Genomic DNA, 16,253 nt, shown 5'->3' on the forward strand with positions numbered 1-16,253 from the left:
CCGGTGCCTACTATTCTTTAAAACGTTTCTACAGGGATCCGACCATGAGCTACCGGCCCAGCCTCAGGGATATACGCTTCTGCCTCGACCACATTATCGGTATGGAGGCGACCTATAACAGCGCGGCCTTCCCCGATTGCGACCTTGAGGTACGCGATGCCGTACTGGAAGCGGCGGGCCAGTTGGCGGCAGACGTGCTGGCGCCGCTCAACCGCACAGGCGATCAGCAGGGCACGCAACTGGAAGGTGATCGCGTCGTCATCGCCGAGGGCTTTCCCGCCGCCATCAAAACCTATGCCGAAGGCGGCTGGTACGGCCTGGCCGCCGATCCGGCCTATGGCGGCCAGGGTATGCCGAAAATGCTCGAACAGGCCTGTTTCGACATGTTCCATGCCGCCAATATGGCCTTCACCCTGCTGCCTACCCTCAGTCAGGGCGCCATCGAAGCCATCCATGCCCACGGCACGCAAGGCCAGAAGGACCTCTTCCTGCCGCACCTGATCGCGGGCGTCTGGTCGGGCACGATGAACCTGACCGAACCGGGGGCCGGTTCCGATCTCGCCGCCCTCAAAACCCGCGCCGAACCCGATGGTGAGGGCGGTTACCTCATCACCGGCCAGAAGATCTTCATCACCTGGGGTGAACACGACGCCGCCGACAACATCATCCATCTGGTGCTGGCGCGCCTGCCCGATGCGCCTGCGGGCACACGCGGCATTTCGTTGTTTCTCTGTCCGAAATATCGCCTGACGCCCGAAGGTGCGCCCGGCGAACGCAACAGCGTGCGCTGCGTCGGGCTTGAGCATAAGCTCGGCATCCACGCCTCGCCCACCTGCGTCATGGCTTTTGACAATGCTCACGCCGAACTGATCGGCCCACCGCACGGCGGACTGGCGGCCATGTTCACCATGATGAATGCGGCGCGTCTGGCGGTCGGCTTCGAAGGCGTTGGTCTGGCCGATGCCGCCTGGCAAAAGGCGCAAGCCTATGCGCTGGAACGCCGTCAGGGCCGTTCACCCATTACGGGCGAGGCTTACGCGCCCATCTATGACCATCCCGATGTCCGTCTGATGCTGGCCCTGATGAAGATGAAGGGCGAGGCCGCCCGCGCCATCTGCATGGCCGCCGCCGCCGCGCTCGACGGCGAAAAGCTGGCGCAGGATGAAGTCAGCCGCGCCCGCCACATGCGCCGCGCCGATTTTCTTGTACCCATCGCCAAAGCCTGGAGCACGGATCGCGCCGTCGAAGTGGCCTCGCTGGGCCTACAGGTGCATGGCGGCATGGGCTTTATCGAGGAGACGGGGGCGGCGCAATATTACCGTGATGCGCGCATCGCGCCCATATATGAAGGCACAAACGGCATTCAGGCCGCCGATCTGGTGGGCCGCAAACTCGGCGGGGACGGACAGGCTGCGAAAGAGCTTGAAGAGGACATATCAGACTTCATAAAAAACAATATCTTGTCTGTTGATCTTAATCGTGAATATGAGCAGCTTTCCGTCGCTCTCACCGCCTTTTCCGCCGCCACGCAGCATCTGATCACACAAAAAACCGATGCCCCGCTCGATGTCGCCAGCGCCGCCACCACCTATCTGACCTTAAGCGGTGATCTGCTGGGCGGCTGGCTGTTGCTGAAAGGCGCTGTGGCGGCGCAAAGCCTGATCGCGGCGGGCGATGGCGATGCCGTCTGGCTCGGCGACCGCATCCGCCTGACGCGCCTCTATTTCGCCCATGTGCTGAGTCACGCCCCGGCCCATCTGGCGGCGATTCGCTCCGGTTTTGACGCACTCGACGGCTTGACCCTCAGCCCGGCTTCATAAGGTAATGCGCTGCCGTATCGCTCTGATCCGTACCGGTCATATCGTGGCTGTCCGCCGGTGTACGCAAGGGCGCAGGCGCTGTCGGTATGGTCAGGTGCACGCCCGGCCCTTGCCCGCTCATCTGTGCCTTCAGCATCAGATCGATGGTTTCGCGCACGAACACGGCATCGGTCACCACACCCAGTTCGAGGCGCTGATTATCATCCTCCACCTGCTTGATCAGCACGCCCGTCACCAAGACATGCGGCCGCGTTCCGTCCGCCGTCAGGAAAACCGGCCCGCCCGAATTGCCGGGCACAGCGGTCAGGTCGATCAGGAAGGTCGGGTAGGCGCTGGACGGCATCAGCGGATAAGAGGCCAGCCGCCCGGCGCGCAGGATCGGAAAACCAGCCACATTGGCGGAAAGCCCGTGCGGATAGCCGAGCGTCATCATCTCGTCACCGGGTTCGATATGTTCGGCGATGAAACCGGCGTCGCTGGCCAGCCAGTCTTCCGGTATGGCGGCCTGGCTGAGACCATCGGGCAGTTCGACCGGCATGACGGCAATGTCCTGCGTCGGGTGCTGATACCAGAGCGGCCCGCTGTCCGAGCGGATATTCAGCCCCTCCGGCGTATAGACCCAAGTGCCCTTCGCGCCCTTTATCCGCCAGCCGAGGCGCACCTGCGGGGCGGGCATCTTCTCAAACACATGTGCCGCCGTCACCAGCACCACCTCGGTGCCGCCGCCGGGCTTCGGCACGGAAACGAGAAAACCCGTGCCCACCATGCGCCGGGTTTCATTGATCGGCTGATCGATCTGAACAGTGGCCTTGATCAAGGCGACCGTCGGGTCCACATCCAGCACGTAAGCCCCCTCATCCGAAAGTCGCTCGAAAGTCCTCTCGACATTTGACGGCATTTCCGCAAAGGGTCAATGCTTCGCCCCAGATCAGCGCCGCGCGGGAATCACGTCTGGCATTAGCGCCACACCGGACAGTCCCCGCGCCTCGATAGGAAACCGATCCCCGCCATGCCCCTGCCGAAACCACCCGTGCCCGCCCGCAAACCTTTCCGTATCGAACAACTGGGCCGCGTGCGCGAAGACGCCTATCACTGGATGAAGGACGAAAACTGGCAGGCGGTGCTGCGCGATCCGGCGCGCATCCGGCCCGATGTCAAGGCGGCGCTCGACGCTGAAAACACCTACAGCGCCGATATGCTTGCCGATACGAAAGCCCTGCAACAGCAGATTTTCGAGGAGATGAAGGGCCGTATCAAGGAGGACGATTCCTCGGTTCCCGGCAAGGATGGCGCGTGGGAATATTACAGCCGCTTCGAGCTGGGCGCCCAGCATCCGGTGATCGCGCGCCGCCCTCTGCTTAAGCGCGCCTTCGCCGATCCTATTCCGAGCTTCGAGGCCATGCGCGAACAGGAACAGGTTCTGCTCGACGAAGACGCCCGCGCCAAAGGCCATAATTTCTATGAAACCTCATCGAGCCAGCACAGCCCCGATCACCGCCTGTTCGCCTGGGGCGAGGATACGCAAGGCTCGGAATATTACACCGTCCATGTCCGCGATCTCGCAACTGGCGACATTCTGCCTGATCCGATAACGGCCTGCGACGGCGGCTTCTGCTTCTCACCCGACTCGCAATGGATTTTCTGGACGTGGCGCGATGAAAATTCCCGCCCCGCCAAAATCTATCGCCGCCCGGCGCGCGGCGGCGAGGATGTACTCGTCTATACCGAAGAAGATGAAGGCTTCTTTCTGCACATCGGCACGCTCAGTTCGGAAGCCTTCATCGCCATTGGCACCGGCAATCACGAAACCTCGGAAACCTGGCTGATTCCAGCGGCCCACCCGACCGCAAACCCCTCATGCGTGGCGCGGCGCGAAGCGGGCGTGCAATATGACATCGACCACTGGGGTGATCGTTTCGTCATCCGCACCAATGCCGAGGGTGCAATCGACTTCAAGCTGATGGTGTCAGAATCCGCCCATCCGGCCCGCCATAGCTGGCGCGATCTGGTGCCGCACCGTCCCGGCATCTATGTCACCGGTTTCAGCCTCTATGCCCGCCATATGGTGCGCTCGGAACGCGAAAACGCCAATACCCGCCTCGTCATCACGCGCAAGGCCGATATGGACGAGCACATCATCGCCGTCGATGAGGAGGCCTATAGCCTGGGTGCGGGCGGCGGTTACGAATACAACACCGACACGATCCGCTACGCCTATACCTCGCCGACCACGCCCGCCCAGACCTTTGATTACAATATGGAGACGCGCGAAAAGGTGCTGCGCAAGGTACAGGTCATTCCATCCGGCCATAACCCGGCGGACTATGTGGCGCGCCGCCTTTACGCCACAGCGCCCGATGGTGCCGAGGTGCCCGTGACGGTGCTGCTCAAAAAAGACACGCCGCTTGATGGTTCGGCGCCGCTGCTGCTCTATGGTTATGGCTCCTACGGTATGCCGATGGATCCGGGCTTTTCGATCCGTTCTTTAAGCCTTGTCAATCGCGGCTGGGTCTATGCCATCGCCCATATTCGCGGCGGCTCGGAAAAAGGCTATGGCTGGTTCCTCGATGGCCGAAAGTTCAAAAAGGAAAACACCTTCAAGGACTTCATCGCCTGTGCTGAAGCCCTGTGTCAGGCCGGTTATTCGACCAAAGGCAGGCTGGTGGCCTATGGCGGTTCGGCGGGCGGCATGTTGATGGGGGCCGTGGCCAATATGCGCCCCGATCTGTGGGCCGGTGTGATCGGCGCGGTGCCGTTCGTCGATGTCCTCAATACGATGAGCGACACCTCCCTGCCCCTCACCCCGCCCGAATGGCCGGAATGGGGCAATCCGCTGGAGGACGAAGCAGCCTATGACTATATTGCCAGCTACAGCCCTTATGACAATATCGCCGACAAGCCCTACCCGCCCGTCCTGGCCACCGGCGGCTTAAGCGATACGCGCGTCACCTATTGGGAGCCGATGAAATGGATCGCGCGCCTGCGCGAAAAATCGACATCCGGTGCGCCGATGCTGCTCAAGATCAATATGGAGGCCGGTCATGGCGGCGCGTCCGGGCGTTTTGATTTTCTTAAAGAAATCGCTTTTGATTATGCCTTTGCCATCTGGGCGCAAGACAAATCATGGGTGAAGGATGCTTGAGATAAGGGCGGCGACAGAGCGGGATTTTCCGACGATTACGCAGATCTACGCCCATCATGTGCTGCACGGCACGGGCACCTTCGCGCTGGAACCGCCTTCGCGCGCCGACATGCTGGCGCAGTTCGGCCAGATCTCCGCCCTGCGCCTGCCCTATCTCGTGGCGGTCGAGCACGGCGAGGTGATCGGCTTTGCCTATGCCTCGCCGTTTCGCCCGCGTCCTGGCTACCGATATGGCGTCGAGGACAGCGTCTATATCGCTCCGGGCTATCCTGGGCGCGGACTGGGCAAGGCCCTGCTGACGCGCCTGATCGAGCTGTGCACCGAGCGCGGCCTTTACACGATGATGGCGGTGATCGGCGACAGCGAGAACGGCGCCTCCATCGGCGTTCACCGCGCCTGCGGCTTCAGCCAGACCGGCCTCCTGCCGCGCGCCGGTTACAAGTTCGGACGCTGGCTCGATGTCGTCTTCATGACGCGCGATCTGTTGCCGCCGACCACCACGCCGCAGGGCGAAGGCTGGGCCGGATAACGGCGTTCACGGATCGGTAGCAAATTTGTGCCATTTTTATGGCCGTACCGCGTTCTGATGGTGCGTCAGTGAGTATCCGCCATGTATATCAATCCTCAGCCCCATCGCACCAGCCTGTTCAGCCTGCTGGGTTTTGTCAGCCTTCTGGTCGCTGGTATTTTCATCGTCGCGCATCTGTAGCGGCCTTCCCCTTGTCAGGCCTCTACGGCACGGGAAATTTTTCGGCATGGCCCACGCAATCACAAACCCCCGGCATAGGCCAGGGGTTTGTCAGTTTATCAGCCGCGCCTCCACCGGAGACGCGGTTTCATTTTTCATCGACAGCCGAAACGATCAGGCCTTTTCAGAAGCGCCCTCGGCGTCCGAACGCTTTTCATACACATGGTCGATCAGGCCGAAATCCTTGGCCTCTTCCGCCGTCATATAGCGGTCGCGGTCGAGCGTCTTTTCGATCATGTCGTAGGTCTGGCCGGTGTGCTTGACGTAGATTTCGTTGAGCAGCTTCTTCGTCTTGCGCATATCTTCGGCCTGGATTTCGATGTCCGAAGCCATGCCGCGCGCCCCACCCGAAGGCTGGTGGACCATGATCTTCGAATTTGGCAAGGAGATACGCTGGCCCGCCTCACCGGCTTGCAGGATCAGCGAACCGGCCGAGGCCGCCATACCCATGCAGACGGTCGAAACCGGGCTTTTGATATATTGCATCGTGTCGTAGATCGCCAGCGCCGAGGTCACCTGACCGCCGGGGCTGTTGATATACATGGCGATTTCCTTTTTCGGGTTTTCCGATTCCAGAAACAGAAGCTGGGCGCAGATCAGCGAGGCCATGCCGTCCTCAAACGGGCCGGTCAGGAAGATGATGCGCTCTTTCAACATGCGCGAGAAAATATCGTAGGCGCGCTCGCCGCGGCTGGATTGCTCCACCACCATAGGCACCAGGTTCATGGTCAGATGATCAACAGGATCGCGCATCGTGAGTCCTTAAAAGAAAAAAAGAATCAAAGTGTCAGGGAGGGTTTTAGGGTCAAAGTCTTAACCCCGTATGGACGCGCCCCTGTTTTCTGAACTTGGCAATTTGCACCGCCCTTTTCAAGGGGCAATTGCGCGGCACACGCTCACACCCTGGGGACGGCCATAAAAAAAGAGGCCCGCGCAGGCGAGCCTCTTTTTCAGATCAATAGCAGACGCAAAGCTTTACGCTTCGTCTTCCTTCAGCAGGTCTTCCTTCGAGATCGGCTCGTCGGTCACCTTGGCCAGGGTGAAGATCAGGTCGCAGACCTTTTCCTCATAGATCGGGGCGCGAATTTGCGCGGCGGCGGCGGGGTTCTGGCGATAGAAGTCGAACACCTGCTTTTCCTGACCCGGATAGTTGCGCGCCTCATTCATGATGGCCTGCGACACTTCCTGATCGGTGACCTGCACATTCTGGCGCGTGCCGATTTCGGCCAGCACCAGACCGAGGCGCACGCGGCGCTCGGCGATCTTCATGTACTCGTCCTTCAGCTCCTGCTCGGACTTGCCGGCGTCTTCTTCGGCGAGCTGGCCATTGGCCTTGTCCTGCTCAACCTGCTGCCAGATGCCCTGGAACTCGGCGTCGAGCATACGCCCCGGCAGTTCGAAGCTGTGCTTTTCATCCAGCACGTCCAGCAACTGGCGCTTCATCTTGAAGCGCGCCGCCGACTTATATTGCTGGCCAAGCTGCGTCTTCAGAATCTCTTTCAGCGCGTCGAGGCTTTCCAGACCGAGGCTCTTGGCCATGTCGTCATCGGCCTCGCCATCCTTCGGCGACTGGATGTCCTGCACGGTCGTCTCGAAGGTGGCGGCCTTGCCAGCCAGGTTCTTCGCGCCGTAATCTTCGGGGAAGGTGACGTTGAGCGTCTTCACTTCGCCCTTCTTGGCGCCGATCAGTTGCTCTTCAAAACCGGGGATGAACTGGCCCGAACCGATCACCAGTTCCGCGCCCTCAGCCGAACCGCCTTCAAAAGCCTCGTCGCCGATCTTGCCGACGAAATCGATGACCAGCTTGTCGCCGTCCTCGGCCTTCACAGCGGCCTTGCCCTTGGCCTTCTTTTCTTCATACTGACGGTTGCCCGCCATGACGTTCTTCAGCGTCTCGTCAATATCGGCATCGGTCGGCTCATAAACCGGACGGGTCAGCGCGATGTCTGCGGGCTCGACCGGCGTGAAGATCGGCATCATTTCGACGGCGATTTCATAAGCCAGATCGGCATTACCGGAGATAACACCTTCGATGTCGCCAATCGGCTTCAGTTCAGGCTGGCTGGCCGGACGGATCTTGGCGTCGTCCATCGCCTTTTGCGTCGTTTCGTTCAGGGTTTCCTGAATGATTTCGCCCATCAGCTCCTTGCCGTACATCTTGCGGACATGGCCGGCGGGCACCTTGCCCGGACGGAAGCCCTTGATGTTCATCTTGGGCGCCATTTCGGCGATCTTGGCGTCCAGCTTGCTGGTCAGCTCACCCTTGGGGATGGTGACTTCGAGAACGCGGCTCAGGCCTTCATTCAGTTTTTCAACGACTTGCATCGGTCAACTTACCTTTTGCCTGCCGCGCATTCGCTCTCAGAGCAAACCCGGCAAGGCGGTTAAACATAGCGATAAGCGCACCGGCACGGGCAGGCGCGCGAAAAGATGTGCCCTTATGGCATGATTGGCTGACAGGTCAACGTCTAGGTTTCGTAAATTCGGCTTTTCCGCCGGAAATTACGGAGCAAGCGGGTTTAAGAGAAAAGGTTTATCCACAGATAAGCCAGATAAGTACAGATGATTTCGTCTTGTGGTCAGGCTATGTCGACAATGCCCGACGCCAATATCGCATAATGGCAAGACGTTCCACCGAACTCACTCGTCCTCATACTCCTTGAACCAAGGATTTTTGTCCGTAGGCCGGATTTCCCAAAGGTGACTTTTGCCTCGACCGTCCAAAGGCTTTTTCCAATTACCGGTGAAGGTGTGGGCGATGTTGCCCTGACGCCCGTGAATCTTATTCACAAGTGGCTTCTCACCAAACTTTGTCAAAAACTGTTCAAGTATGAAATGCTCGAAGTCCTTGTAGGCGTTGGGTGAACGGCTATCTCCAACCGCCTGCATATAGAAGCGGAACGGCACATCTCGCAGCGAACGAGACATGTCGAAAATCCAGTTGTTGAGATGGGAGCGTAACCGATTGGCAATGACGCCTCGGCCGATATACATCACCTCCGAGCATTTGTATCTGTAGCTGACCCCAAACCCCTCGCCAATGGCAATAACGTAAACCCCTTGTCTTACGGCATTAAAGTCACAGTTGTTGTTAGGCCCGTCATCACGATAGCATTCGCGCCAAGCTGCGCGAATTTGGTGAATCACGCTATCGACTGTGGCCTTTTTCACAAACGCCTGCACATCTTCAGGCTGCCCGTCGAACTTCCTTAGATCGAATCCCAGATCCCTGGCTTTTTCAGATACGCTGATATGGTCCGCGATAGCCCAATTCACTTCAATATTTGCCATGCCTCTCCCCTGTATTCAGTCTTTAGACTCTCATTACTCAGAGCCAGAAGATGACTGCAACTTTAGTAGTTAATCGTACAGAGCACAGCCAATCGATGCAAATTAAAAACGCGACTTGATCGCTCCCAACCTGAACTACGCCTCTTCCTCCAGCTTGCCTTCCCAGCGCGCAATCACCGCCGAGGCCACCGAATTGCCCAGCACATTGGTGGCCGAGCGGCCCATATCGAGCAGGTGATCGACGCCGATGACCAGCGCGATCCATTCGGCGGGTAAGCCGAAATAGGTCAGCGTGGCCATGATGACCACCAGAGAGGCGCGCGGCACGCCCGCTATGCCTTTTGACGTGATCAGCAGCAAAAACAGCATCATCAGCAATTGCGGCGTGGTGAAATGGATACCGTAGGCCTGGGCGATGAACAGCGTAGCGAAGGTGCAGTAGATCATCGAGCCATCGAGATTGAACGAATAGCCGAGCGGCAGGACGAAGGCCACGATCTTGCGCGGAATCCCCACCGTCGGCAGGCCCGCCAGCAGTTTCGGATAGGCGGCTTCCGAACTGGCCGTCGAAAAGGCCAGCAGGGCCGGTTCGCGGATCACGCCCAGCAGTTTCAGCATCCGCTTGCCGATAAACACAAAGCCGAGCGCGATCAGCAGCGCCCACAATATGCCCATCGCCGCATAGAACTCGCCCATGAACTTGGCATAGGTAATCAGGATCGGCAGCCCCTGCTCGGCCACGGTGCGCGCCAGGGCACCGAAAATGGCAAAGGGTGCAAACATCATCACAAGGCTGGTCACCTTCAGCATGATGGCCGAGGCCTCTTCCGCCAGTTCCATCACACGCGGCGATTTCTTCTCCAGCATCGAGATGGCCGTGCCGACGAACACCGCAAACACAACGATTTGCAGGATTTCATTATCGGCCATCGCCTTGATGATCGACGAAGGGATCAGATGTTCGATAAAGGTGTCGAGCGTAAAGCCCGCCATCGAGGGCACGCTGACATCACCGGCCACATGCAGATCCATGCCGACGCCCGGTTTCAGCCACTCCACCATCAGTATGCCGATGACCAACGATATGATCGACATCAGCAGAAACCAGCCGAGCGCCTTGCCTCCTACCCGCCCCACCGTGGCAGCGTCCTCCATATGACCGATCCCGGCGATCAGGGTGAACAGCACGAGCGGCGCGATGATCATCTTGATCAGGGTGATGAATATCTTGGTCAGCAGGCCATAGACCATCACCGCCGTGGTCAGTTGCCCGGCGGACATAAAGGTATGGCTGGCCCAGCCCGCTGCCACACCCAGTAGCATCGCCGTCAGCACGAACAGCGCCAGATTACCTTTTTTCATACCCGTCCCGCTTTGTCACACATGGTTACAGACGACACTAGCGCACTCTCCCGCCATGTCCATCCCCTTGCCAAACAAAGCACCGCTTGCCTTTTCCACCTTCATGCGATATGAGGCGCGCTCCCAGCCGGGTGGTCAGACCGCACATGCTTATAATGTGTGCGAAACCTGATCCATCGTTTCCATGAGACTTCCGCTCATCGAAACGCCACCCGGCGCAACGGAAGAGGATATACATGGCCTATTACGAACATGTCGTCATCGCACGACAAGACATTTCGCCGCAACAGGCGGAAGCCCTCAACGAAACCCTCAAAGGTCTGATCGAAGAAAATGGCGGACACATCGCCAAGATCGAATACTGGGGTCTGCGCAACCTGACCTACCGTGTCAAGAAGAACCGCAAGGGTCACTATTCCCTGCTGGCGATTGACGCCCCGGCTCAGGCCGTCAAGGAAATGGAGCGCCAGCTCTCGATCAACGAAGACGTCATCCGCTTCATGACCATCCGCGTCGAAGAGCTTGATCTCGAACTGTCGCCCGTTCTGGCGCGCCGTGACCGTCCTGAGCGCCCCGAGCGTTCGGATCGTCCTGAGCGTTCCAACGAAGCTTCGGCATAAGGAGGGTTTTCGACATGACTGAAGACACCAATTCCACGGCTCCCGGCGCTCCCGTCGGTAATGCCCCCGCCCGTCGTCCCTTCTTCCGCCGCCGCAAGGTGTGCCCGTTCTCGGGTGCCGGCGCGCCGAAGATCGACTATAAGGACGTCAAACTCCTGCAACGCTATATTTCCGAGCGCGGCAAGATCGTCCCCTCGCGCATCACGGCGGTCAGCCAGAAGAAGCAACGCGAACTGGCCAAGGCCATCAAGCGCGCCCGCTTTCTGGCCCTCCTGCCTTACGTTGTGAAGTAAGGAGCGCCCCATGAAAGTTGTACTGTTAGAACGTGTCGAGAATCTCGGCTCCATCGGCGATGTCGTCGGCGTGAAGGACGGCTATGCCCGTAACTTCCTGCTGCCGAGCCACAAGGCCCTGCGCGCCACCTCCGCCAATCTGAAGGTCTTCGAAATTCAGAAGGATCAGATCATCGCCCGCAACGCCGCCGCCAAGGCCGCTGCGGAAAAGGCGGCGTCCGATCTCGATGGCTCGACCTATATCATCATCCGCCAGGCGGGTGATACGGGTCAGCTCTACGGCTCGGTCAATGCCCGTGACGTCGCCGAAGCCATCACCGAATCCGGCGCGAAGATCGAACGCAACCAGATCGTGCTCGATACCCCGATCAAGACCCTGGGCCTGCACAATATCAAGGTTCGCCTGCACGCCGAAGTGGCGCTCACCATCACGGTGAACGTGGCTCGCTCGCAGGACGAAGCCGACCGTCAGGCCGCTGGCGAAAACGTCATCACCTCGCGCTTTGAGGAAGACCGTCTCGCTGACGAAGAAGCCGCCGCCGACATGCTCGAAGGCGGCGCGGGTCAGGCAATTGCCGACGCACCCTACGAAGCCTGATCCGTCAGTTGTCTGACGATCAGCTCAAACTTTAAAGCCCCCGGAAGGTTCGCCTTCCGGGGGCTTTTTGATCGCCACTACACTTATCCCCACAGTTCACAGACTGTGAATTGGCCTTAAGTGGACAAGGCTTGAAATCGTGACGAACAGGCGTAGGCTTTCCATGCAAAGCCTGTATGAATGCGCCATGCCCGACACCCTTCAAACACCCCCTCAAGCCGCCGAAACCACCCCGCAAAGCCTGCCGCACAATCTCGAAGCGGAACAGGCCCTGCTGGGCTGCCTGCTGTTCGACAATGGTGCCTATGAGCGCCTGTATGACGGGCTTCAGGCCCGCCATTTTTACGAGCCGTTCCATCAGCGCCTGTTTTCGGTGATCGAAGAACAGATCCGCATCGGCCATCTGGCCGAGCCGATTGTGCTGGTGGACCGCTTCAAGGCCGATCAGGCGTTCAACGATCTGGGCGGCATCCGCTATTTCGCCGATCTGGTGGATCGCGCCCCGCCCGCCGCCAATGCCTCGGACTATGCCCGCGTCATCTATGACCTGGCCCTGCGCCGCGAACTGATCCGGCTGGGTGGCGAAATCGCCAGGGCGGCTTCCGGCGAACAAAATGCCCGCGACCAGATCGAGGTGGCCGAGGCGCAACTGTTCGAACTGGCCGAAAAAGGCACCTCATCCACCGGTTTCGTGCCGTTTTCCGACGCGGTGGCGGGGGCTATCGGCGTGGCCGAGGAAGCCTTCAACCGCGATGGCGGGCTGGCGGGCATCGCCACGCGCCTGACCGATCTCGACCGCCAGATCGGCGGCCTGCACAAGTCCGACCTGATCATCCTGGCCGGACGCCCTTCGATGGGCAAGACGGCGCTGGCCACCAATATCGCCATGAATGTGGCCAAGCACTACCAGTATGAACCGCAACCTGATGGCGGCCGCAAAACGGTGGATGGCGGCGTGGTCGCCTTCTATTCGCTCGAAATGTCGGCCGATCAGTTGGCCACCCGCCTGCTGGCCGATGCGTCGGGCGTGTCGTCCGACCGCCTGCGTAAGGGCGAAATCGACGTGTCGGAATTTGCCCGCCTGAAAGAGGCGGCGATGGAGATCAGCGCCTGCCCGCTCTATATCGACGATACGGGCGGCCTGTCCCTGGCCAAGCTGACGGCGCGCGCCCGCCGCCTGAAACGCACGGTCGGTCTTGACTGCATCATCGTCGATTATCTCCAGCTCGTCACCATCGGCGACGGCGGGGCTACGCAAAACCGCGTGCAGGAAGTCTCGACCATCACAATGGGGCTGAAATCTCTGGCCAAGGAACTGGCCGTGCCGGTCATCGCCCTGTCGCAGTTGTCACGTCAGGTCGAAAGCCGCGACGACAAACGCCCGCAGCTTTCCGACCTGCGTGAATCGGGTTCCATCGAGCAGGACGCCGACATCGTGATGTTCGTTTACCGCGAAAGCTATTATCTCGGCCGCACCGAGCCAAAAGAAGGCACCGAAGACCACCTGAAATGGCAGGAAGATATGGATGAACTGCGCGGCAAGGCTGAGGTGATCATCGGCAAGCAGCGCCACGGCCCTATCGGCACGGTGCGCCTGTCCTTCGACGAAAACGTCACCCGCTTCGGCAATCTGGCCCAGACGGGCCGGTACGACGACTATAACCGCGAATAACGGCTTGGGGCAAACCTTGCTTTACACGCCTGCTGGAGCAAGGCGCACGGCTTTTGGCTCCGAGCGAAACCACCATATTTCTCTTTGGAGGTTGATCGAAAGTGCGCGTTAACGATCACGTATATTCAATTATAGTACATTTTGATTGACGCATGTCTTTCTTGGCGGCAATGCTTCTATTCCCCCATATCAAGAGTACAGAAGCAAACCCATATGATTGAGAACAAAGGCGGCACCGACCGGCGCACCGTACTCAAGGCCCTTGGCACGACGACCCTGGTGACGACGGCCAGCGGAGGACTGCTCGGTCAGGCCATGCCCGCGTTCGCTGACACTGCTAGCGGCGCGGACCAGCCCAGAAGCGTCGCGCTTTTCAATTTCGGCTGGACTTTTAAGAACGGCGACATCGCCAATGCGCAGGATCCCGCCCTGGATGACAGCGGCTGGCGCAAGCTCGACCTGCCGCACGATTTCCAGATCGAGCAGCCGTGGGACAAGTCGGCAAACAAGGGGCGCGGATTCAAGACACTCGGCGCCGCCTGGTATCGCAAGACCTTTGAGGCCGATAGCCGCTGGAAGGGTAAGCAGGTTCTGCTCGACTTCGAAGGTATCATGCTGTCCGGTGACGTGTGGGTGAACGGGAAGAAGGTCGGGGGCACAGCTTACGGCTATCTTGGCTTCGAAGCGGATATTTCTGACCTCATCCACTACGATGGCGCCAATGTCGTGGCCGTGCGCGCCACGACCGAAGGGAATTCGCGCTGGTACACAGGCGGCGGCTTGTTCCGCGACGTGCATCTCGTGGTCAGAAATCCGGTCTCCATCGCACGGCACGGTATTTTCGTGACGACGCCGGTCATCACAGCGAATAGCGCAGAGGTCAATGTCCAGGTCGAGGTCGCCGGGCTGCAAGGCAAGACCGACGCCATCCAGATCAATACCAAAGTGTTCTCGCCGGATGGCAAGCTGGTCGCTTCCACCAGTGGCCCGGTTCCCATACCGCGCAACCTGCCCACGGCCGAAGTCCCGATGCCGAAGCTCGATGTGGCCGATCCGCAACTTTGGTCCGTCGAGACGCCTCAGTTGTACACTGCCGAAGTCGAGCTGGTGGCTGGCGACAAGGTGATCGACAGGATGACCAAGCGGTTCGGCATACGCACTATCGAATTCTCCAAGGAATTCGGCCTGCACGTGAATGGCAAGAAGGTCTTCCTGAAAGGCATAGCCAATCACGACGATCTGGGTGCCGTCGGCGTGGCCGCCTATAAAACCTCGATCGCCAGGATGATGGACACCATCAAAGCCTTTGGCTTCAATCACATCCGCACCTCGCACAATCCGTATTCGGAATCGTTCCTCGACCTTGCCGATGAAAAGGGCCTGCTGATCGTTGACGAGCTTTACGACAAGTGGGGCAGCACCGTGGCCTGGGCGGGCAGCCAGCCCTGGAATGATGTGTGGTTCGACAATATGAAGGAATGGATCAAGCGTGATCGCAATCACCCGTCGGTCATCATGTGGAGCTTCGGCAACGAATTGCAGTTCCAGGAAACGCGCTGGAACTGGCCTACCGGTGACTGGGGCAAGACCACCTATCGCATCATGGATGTGGTGGCCAAACGCTACGATCCGACCCGCAAGACGACGGTGGCGATGTATCCGGCCCGCGCCAACGGCATCATCAAGGCCGACCCTGCCTTCAAGATCAAGGAAAACATCGTTCCTCCCGAACTGGCGACGATCACGGATGTCGCCGCCTTCAACTATGTCTGGGACGACTATCAGGAATATCTGAAGCACGCGCCTGACATGATCATCTACCAAAGCGAGGCGGTCACCAACGAACTGGCCGCGCCCTATTTCGGCATGGACCGCGACAAGATGGTGGGCCTGGCCTATTGGGGTGCCATCGAATACTGGGGCGAATCCGACGGCTGGCCGAAGAAGGGCTGGGCCTATTCGTTCTTCAACCATGCCATGCAGCCCTTCCCGCAGGCATGGCTGACCAAGAGCATCTTCACCGATGAACCCCTCGTCCATATTGGCGTCGTTGACGGCGAAGGTGAGTCAAAAATGTGGAACGACGTCTTAGTCGGGCAGAAGGTTATTTCATCCCACTGGAACCGCCAGGAGGGCAAGACCTACAACATCTATACCTATACCAATGCCGACGAAGTCGAGTTGCTGGTCAACGGAAGGTCCATCGGCGTGCAGAAGAATTCCACCGATGTGAGGGAGCGCAATACGATTTATTGGAAGGACGTGCCTTACGCGCCCGGCAAGATCACCGCGGTCGCTCGAACAGGCGGCAGGATTATCGCAAAACATGAGATCGAGACGACCGGCAAGGCCGTGGCGCTGATGCTTGAAACGGAAAATCCGGGCTGGAAGGCAGACGGCATGGATCTGCAATATGTGAAGGTCTACGCCGTGGACAGCAAGGGGCGCAAGGTGAGTACGGCCGGAGGCGAAGTCACCTTCAATGTCAGCGGCGCCGCACGCCTGATCGCCGTGGATAATGGTGACCACTGGAGCGATGACCTGTTCAGCGGTAACAAGAAGGTTCTGCACAACGGCTTTGCCATGGCGATCCTGCGTTCGGGACAATCGGCCGGCGCCGTCAAGCTGGAGGTCAGCGGGGCCGGCTTGAAAGGCATCGCCAAGACGTTTCAGGTGACGTGATCCAAGGTCTGTCGTCAGGTTCGCT

General features: G+C 59.4%; 13 protein-coding genes. 8 read left to right on the forward strand and 5 right to left on the reverse strand.

Annotated features, from left to right (window positions below; translation table 11 throughout):
• Nucleotides 1–44: 44 nt before the first annotated feature.
• The gene (locus QB905_RS04675) at nt 45–1,820 is read left to right on the forward strand and encodes an acyl-CoA dehydrogenase (RefSeq protein ID WP_282973392.1); all 1,776 of its coding nucleotides are present in this window, start codon (nt 45–47) and stop codon (nt 1,818–1,820) included.
• On the opposite strand, the gene QB905_RS04680 is transcribed toward QB905_RS04675, so the two are convergent.
• Nucleotides 1,804–2,664, reverse strand: coding sequence for a S1 family peptidase (locus QB905_RS04680; RefSeq protein ID WP_282973393.1), 861 nt, complete (start codon nt 2,662–2,664; stop codon nt 1,804–1,806). The two genes, QB905_RS04675 and QB905_RS04680, sit on opposite strands and share 17 nt — an antisense overlap.
• Before the next feature lie 165 nt (nt 2,665–2,829).
• Between QB905_RS04680 and QB905_RS04685 the strand changes: the two genes are divergently transcribed.
• Complete coding sequence (locus QB905_RS04685; protein ID WP_282973394.1) at nt 2,830–4,962, forward strand: S9 family peptidase; 2,133 nt, start codon at nt 2,830–2,832, stop codon at nt 4,960–4,962.
• Entirely contained in the window at nt 4,955–5,491 is a 537-nt protein-coding gene (locus QB905_RS04690; protein WP_282973395.1) for a GNAT family N-acetyltransferase, read from the forward strand. The genes QB905_RS04685 and QB905_RS04690 overlap by 8 nt, the downstream gene beginning before the upstream one ends.
• A gap of 333 nt (nt 5,492–5,824) precedes the next feature.
• On the opposite strand, the gene QB905_RS04695 is transcribed toward QB905_RS04690, so the two are convergent.
• The 4 genes from QB905_RS04695 to QB905_RS04710 all read right to left on the reverse strand — a co-directional run bounded on the left by QB905_RS04695 (nt 5,825) and on the right by QB905_RS04710 (nt 10,363).
• Nucleotides 5,825–6,463: an ATP-dependent Clp protease proteolytic subunit gene (locus QB905_RS04695; RefSeq protein ID WP_282973396.1), complete on the reverse strand. Its 639-nt coding sequence runs from the start codon at nt 6,461–6,463 to the stop codon at nt 5,825–5,827.
• Between the two features lie 222 nt (nt 6,464–6,685).
• Nucleotides 6,686–8,035, reverse strand: coding sequence for a trigger factor (tig, locus tag QB905_RS04700; protein WP_282973397.1), 1,350 nt, complete (start codon nt 8,033–8,035; stop codon nt 6,686–6,688).
• 315 nt (nt 8,036–8,350) lie between these two features.
• Nucleotides 8,351–9,001: a hypothetical protein gene (locus QB905_RS04705; protein ID WP_282973398.1), complete on the reverse strand. Its 651-nt coding sequence runs from the start codon at nt 8,999–9,001 to the stop codon at nt 8,351–8,353.
• Nucleotides 9,002–9,136: 135 nt separating this feature from the next.
• Complete coding sequence (locus QB905_RS04710) at nt 9,137–10,363, reverse strand: dicarboxylate/amino acid:cation symporter (protein WP_282973399.1); 1,227 nt, start codon at nt 10,361–10,363, stop codon at nt 9,137–9,139.
• A gap of 236 nt (nt 10,364–10,599) precedes the next feature.
• Here QB905_RS04710 and rpsF point away from each other — a divergent pair, with 236 nt between their 5' ends.
• The 5 genes from rpsF (at nt 10,600) to QB905_RS04735 (ending at nt 16,228) form a co-directional block, all read left to right on the forward strand.
• Nucleotides 10,600–10,983 (forward strand): 30S ribosomal protein S6, encoded by a 384-nt coding sequence (rpsF, locus tag QB905_RS04715; protein ID WP_282973400.1) that lies wholly within the window; start codon nt 10,600–10,602, stop codon nt 10,981–10,983.
• 14 nt (nt 10,984–10,997) lie between these two features.
• A complete protein-coding gene (gene rpsR, locus QB905_RS04720; protein ID WP_282973401.1) occupies nt 10,998–11,276 on the forward strand; it encodes a 30S ribosomal protein S18 in 279 nt (92 codons plus the stop codon).
• Nucleotides 11,277–11,286: 10 nt separating this feature from the next.
• Nucleotides 11,287–11,874 carry a 50S ribosomal protein L9 gene (gene rplI / locus QB905_RS04725; RefSeq protein ID WP_282973402.1) on the forward strand — a complete coding sequence of 196 codons (588 nt, stop codon included), beginning with the start codon at nt 11,287–11,289 and terminating at the stop codon, nt 11,872–11,874.
• Between the two features lie 187 nt (nt 11,875–12,061).
• Entirely contained in the window at nt 12,062–13,546 is a 1,485-nt protein-coding gene (locus tag QB905_RS04730; RefSeq protein ID WP_282973403.1) for a replicative DNA helicase, read from the forward strand.
• A 213-nt stretch (nt 13,547–13,759) separates the two neighbouring features.
• A complete protein-coding gene (locus QB905_RS04735) occupies nt 13,760–16,228 on the forward strand; it encodes a glycoside hydrolase family 2 TIM barrel-domain containing protein (RefSeq protein WP_282973404.1) in 2,469 nt (822 codons plus the stop codon).
• The last annotated feature ends 25 nt before the right edge of the window (nt 16,229–16,253 follow it).

This window comes from Asticcacaulis sp. EMRT-3, assembly GCF_030027245.1.
GTDB lineage: Bacteria > Pseudomonadota > Alphaproteobacteria > Caulobacterales > Caulobacteraceae > Asticcacaulis.